The 4975-nt window shown below is 44.6% G+C and carries 5 protein-coding genes; all 5 read right to left on the bottom strand.

The genetic code is table 11. The annotated features are described in order from the left end of the window. A partial coding sequence (locus B3182_RS14110) for an ABC transporter substrate-binding protein (RefSeq protein ID WP_292753189.1) occupies window positions 1–362 on the bottom strand: 362 nt, incomplete at its 3' end. Window positions 363–444: 82 nt separating this feature from the next. Continuing rightward, complete coding sequence (ccoS, locus tag B3182_RS14105; RefSeq protein ID WP_292355450.1) at window positions 445–651, bottom strand: cbb3-type cytochrome oxidase assembly protein CcoS; 207 nt, start codon at window positions 649–651, stop codon at window positions 445–447. Between the two features lie 3 nt (window positions 652–654). Then, window positions 655–3111: a heavy metal translocating P-type ATPase gene (locus B3182_RS14100; protein ID WP_292355448.1), complete on the bottom strand. Its 2457-nt coding sequence runs from the start codon at window positions 3109–3111 to the stop codon at window positions 655–657. Window positions 3112–3136: 25 nt separating this feature from the next. Continuing rightward, window positions 3137–3640 carry a FixH family protein gene (locus B3182_RS14095; protein ID WP_292355446.1) on the bottom strand — a complete coding sequence of 168 codons (504 nt, stop codon included), beginning with the start codon at window positions 3638–3640 and terminating at the stop codon, window positions 3137–3139. Next, a partial coding sequence (gene ccoG, locus B3182_RS14090; protein ID WP_292753186.1) for a cytochrome c oxidase accessory protein CcoG occupies window positions 3640–4975 on the bottom strand: 1336 nt, incomplete at its 5' end. The genes B3182_RS14095 and ccoG, both read right to left, overlap by 1 nt.

The raw sequence follows: 4975 nt of genomic DNA, 5'->3' as shown, positions 1-4975 counted from the left end.
ATCAACGTAGTGACTTCTTGTCGATATCCTGGTCGGAAATTAATGATGTAACGACTAGGAGGATCTCGCCTTAACACTTCACCACCGGAAAATGCACCGACCAAAGCAACCTGAGATTGTTCCGCAATCGGAACAGTGACAACTGCCGTTGGTGTTCCAACATTACCCAGTACCGCCACGACATCATGCTCAGTAATAAGCTGCCGCATATTAGAGGCTGCCAGAACTGGTTCGTAGGAGTCATCCAGTGCCAATAGTTCAATACGATTGCCCTGAATGCCTCCCTGATCATTTACTTTGGAAAAAAAAGCGTTTATTCCGGCTTGCATTGACAATCCCATTTCAGCTAGTGGACCAGTCAATGCACTACTCATGCCAACATGTATATTTTCAGCCAGGACGTTTTTCGTCAGCAAAAGGCCAACGCAACACAGAATAACAAGCCTATTCATCCTTGCGGGCTTCATTCTTTACTTGTGGTTCTTCATCCGCTTCGGTCTCTTCAGGATCGTTATCATCATCCATCAATACCCGGTTAGCGGCGCCATCCATATCGTCGTACTGACCACTTCGAACAGCCCAGAAAAACACTGCAACACCCACCAGGCCCAGCAATAACATACCGGGTAAAAGTCCATAAATGACTTCCATAGCCTACCTCTTTACTATTCGACTAATCCTGGCAGCATTACCAATGACAAGTAACGAACTAATCGGCATCGTGATTGCTGCCAGTAAGGGACTGACTAAGGCCATCATAGCTAATGGAACCATAATCACGTTATAACTTATGGATAATACAATATTCTGCCGGATGGTGCGTAATGTCCGAGCAGCCAACTGCCTTGCCAAAGCGACCTGACTCAGTTGATTATGCGATAGGATAATATCGGCACTTTCAATAGAGACATCGGTCCCCGAAGCCAGAGCTATACCCACATCAGCCTGAATTAATGCGGGTGAATCATTAATGCCATCACCGACCATTGCAACAAAATCGCCTTGTTGCTGTAATCGCTGAATCACCTGCCGTTTCTCAGCAGGCAATACTTCGGCCAATCGCTGGATATTGCCTAAATCTGCGGTAACCGAATCCACTACCAGTTGACGATCACCACTTAATACAGTGACTTTAAGCCCCTGTGCCAACATGTCAGCAATCACGTTTTTTGCGTCATCTCGTAACGTATCGAACAAGCCTAAAATGCCTATCAGTTTTTGATCACGTGCCACAAATACACCGCTGATCCCTTGTTGTTCCAGCTGATTGACCTGTGATTGCCATTCGCCATTTAGCTTTATATCATGCAGCGTCATCCATTCCGCCGTACCTACCAGAATTTTCTGTCCCTCAATATCCGCTTCCACCCCTCTTCCCGGAGAAGCATTAAACCTGGAAATCTCCAATAAAGGCAGATTCTCTTGCTGAGCGGCTGAGATAATGGTTTTTGCAATACCGTGTTCGGACTGTTGCTCTGCTGACGCCGCAATCTGTAAGACCGTTTGTGGGGAAATGCCTTCCGCGGTGAATCGTTTAACCAGCCTTAATTTACCTTCAGTCAATGTGCCTGTTTTATCAAACACATAATGAGTCACACTGGATAACTTCTCTAATGCAACACCTTGTTTGATCAAAATACCATTGCTAGCCCCTACACCACTGGCAACCGCAATCGACATTGGGGTTGCCATGCCAAAAGCACAGGGACAGGTCACTACTAATACTGAGGCTGCAGCCAATAATGCTTTTTCAAAATCACTTCCCACCCAGTACATAAAGGTCAATGTAGCAAGGGTCAAGGTAATTACCACAAACCAGGGAACGATTTTGTCTGCCAGGGTTTGAATAGGGGCTTTAGAGGTTTGCGCCTCATCCATCAGCGCAATGATTTTCGCCAGGGCAGTATGGCGTAACACATGTTTTGCTCTGACAACAAAAGCGCCTTCCCCATTAATACTGCCGGCCACTACAGAATCTTCAGGTTGTTTGCGAATCGGTTGTGATTCGCCAGTCAACATTGATTCATCGACGACACTTTCACCCTCGGTCACAATGCCATCGACTGGTATATTCTCACCGGGACGGACCAGCACCAAATCCCCTGCTTTTACCGAACGGATAGGCACTGTTTTCTGGACACCCGCTTCAATTAGGGTTGCCAGTTTCGGTTGTAACTCCAGCATGCGCCGCGTTGCGGATAGCGCGTTCCGCTTGGAAAGCGCTTCCAAATATCGGCCAATAAGAATCACAAAGATAAAATTCACTACCGTATCAAAGAAGACTTCGCCATCTAACGATCCAGTGAAGGTGATATACGTTGAGTAAATATAGGTTGCAGTAGCACCGATAGCAATCGGTAAATCCATGGTCAGATAACGGCTGCGTAATCCACTTATTGAATTGTGAAAAAATGGATAACCTGAATAAAGCAATGTTGGTGTGGCAATAAAAAAGCCCACCCAATGAAACAGATTGCGGAACTCGTCTTCTGCTGCACCGGAATACAATGCAATGGAAACCCACATCAGGTTCATCATGGCAAAACCGGCAAAAGCCATTCGATATACTAATCCACGATGACGCTTGGCCAATGCACCTTCTGCCGTTTCCGGGTCAAAAGGCACTGCTGCATAGCCCAGTTTAGCGAGGTGCTGCATTAAAACAGATAAGGAAGTTTCGCGATTATCCCAGCGAATTCGACAGCGTTTTGCTGTCAAATTTACATCTGCCTCCAACACACCCGGTAATTTATGTAGTGCATGTTCAATTAACCAAACGCAGGCAGCACAATGTATCCCCTCGATTAACAGGTAAATGGTGCGTTTATCGCCTAGATCATCAACATAATCTGCCTGAATTTCATCAATATCATAGGCATGAAAATCATTAGCTGTTTCAGGCGGGGGGGCAAGTGATTCGCCTTCTGGCGTTTTATTATAAAAACCCTGTAGTCCCGCTGCGTAGATTGTCTGGCATGCCATTTGGCAGCCATGACAACAAAAGTCATGTGGAAGGGAATTTATTTGTGCAGTAAATTCACCGGGATTTTTGACAATTAATCCACAATGAAAACATTCGCTTTTTTTAGTTTGCGCGGCAGATTCAGACAAAAACTATCAACTTGCTTTTAAATAATTAAGGATCAATATAAATTCTGCGGGTGATCAGAAACTCATCATCTCCACGTTTGGCTTCAACTATTATGTCCCAGTTACCTGGCAAGCCAAACTCAATATCCGCGCCATAACGTCCCAGACCAATAGGATTCATTTCAACCGAAAAATCTTCACGCTGATCTGAAGGGCGATAAGCGAATAAGCTGACAGAATCCAATTCTACAGTTGTAGAATTTTTTCCTTGGATCAGCACTTCATAAGCCTGACGCTGATTGACCCGGTTATTTGCAGGAACCATAATAACCCCGCTCCAGCCGAGCTTATTTTCCTGTTCAAGCTGCATATCTTTCTCAGCGTAAGCCTTGCCTCGCTCATAGTAATTATCGACGACCAGATTTGGTGGCGACTTAAATGCCAGGTAGATAAATATGATATTCATCGTGACAAACGTGCACAAAAAAGCGAGAAAACCTAAGACCCATGGATTCTTCAGTGCTTGATTATTTTCTTGTGAGATTGCCATCATTTCGGCCCCATAAAGACACTTTCATACTGGACAGAAACACCCGGGTTGGAAACGACATTAGCAATAAAAGTCAGGTGTTCAAGTTCTTTGTTGAGTTCTCCATCTGGCACTCTAACCAGTGCCTGTAATGGAATAACCTTACCGGGTTCAATAATAACGCTGTGGTCAATACCATGCAAAGTGGCGCCTTCCAAACCACTGATGCCATACTGAACTTCCATGGTTTTATTGGTTTTGTTAAGCATTTTAAGTGTGTAACGGTTCTGAATAGATCCATCACTTAGCTGAACAAATACCGGTTGTCGATTGTGAATAACCTGAAACTCTGTCGACGAGAGCGTGGCAAATCCATAACCAACGCCAGACATTGCCATCATCAATATAAATGAATAAATAATAACTCTCGGACGTTTATATAACGGGGCCGGTTGAGCATTGTGATGTAAATCCTTGTATGACGCATAACGAATCAGACCACGAGGCTGATTGGTTTTGTCCATAATACTGTCACAGGCATCAATACACATACCACAGGTGATACATCCCTCTTGTTGCCCCTTACGTATATCAATTCCGGTAGGACATACTGCAACACACACCTTGCAATCGATACAGCTGCCTTTACTAGAGTCCATAGCACCTTTTTTAAGCTTACCACGGGGTTCGCCACGTTCGGCATCATATGCTGGCAGCACGGTATCCTGATCATACATAACTCCTTGCAGACGGGCATATGGGCATAGCCAGAAACAGACCTGCTCACGCATAAATCCAGCAAAGATATATGTTCCAATAGTAAACATAGCCAGGACTATCCAGGCAGCTAATGACGCCTGCAGATGAAAATAGTCATACCAGAGTTGATACGCATCGGTAAACCAGGCAGCAAAGGTAACGCCAGTCAGTAAGGCAATTGACAACCATAAAGCATGTTTCAGAACAATGCGGGAGACTTTGCTGATGGTATTCGGTGAGTTTTTAAACTTCATCGCTTTTTGAGGTGTATCACCTTCAATACGGGTTTCGATAAAGGTAAAAACATCGGTCCAGACAGTTTGAAAACAGAAATAACCACAGAATACCCGACCCGCAATACTGGTTACTGCCGCCAACAATATGGCAAAGAATAATAATGTAAGGGAAAGCATCCAGATATCTTGTGGGAAAATGGTGATATCTAAAAAGTTGAATTGACGATTGGGGATATCGAAAAGAATTGCCTGTTGGCCGTTCCAGCGTAGGTAAGGCCCAATAAAGAAAATTAACCAGACCGACATACCAAACCATTTAAGGCGTCTGAAACGACCAGACATCCGCTTTGCTACGACCTTA

The sequence above is a fragment of the Methylophaga sp. UBA4204 genome (genome assembly GCF_002379485.1).
Taxonomy (GTDB): Bacteria; Pseudomonadota; Gammaproteobacteria; order Nitrosococcales; family Methylophagaceae; genus Methylophaga.
Note: the sequence above shows the minus strand (reverse complement) of the source record. Positions and strands in the feature narration are given on the sequence as shown.

Coding starts and splice junctions, on each gene's coding strand:
- ccoS (WP_292355450.1), bottom strand. CDS start 651: ATGGAAGTCATTTATGGACTTTTACCCGGTATGTTATTGCTGGGCCTG.
- B3182_RS14095 (WP_292355446.1), bottom strand. CDS start 3,640: ATGGCAATCTCACAAGAAAATAATCAAGCACTGAAGAATCCATGGGTC.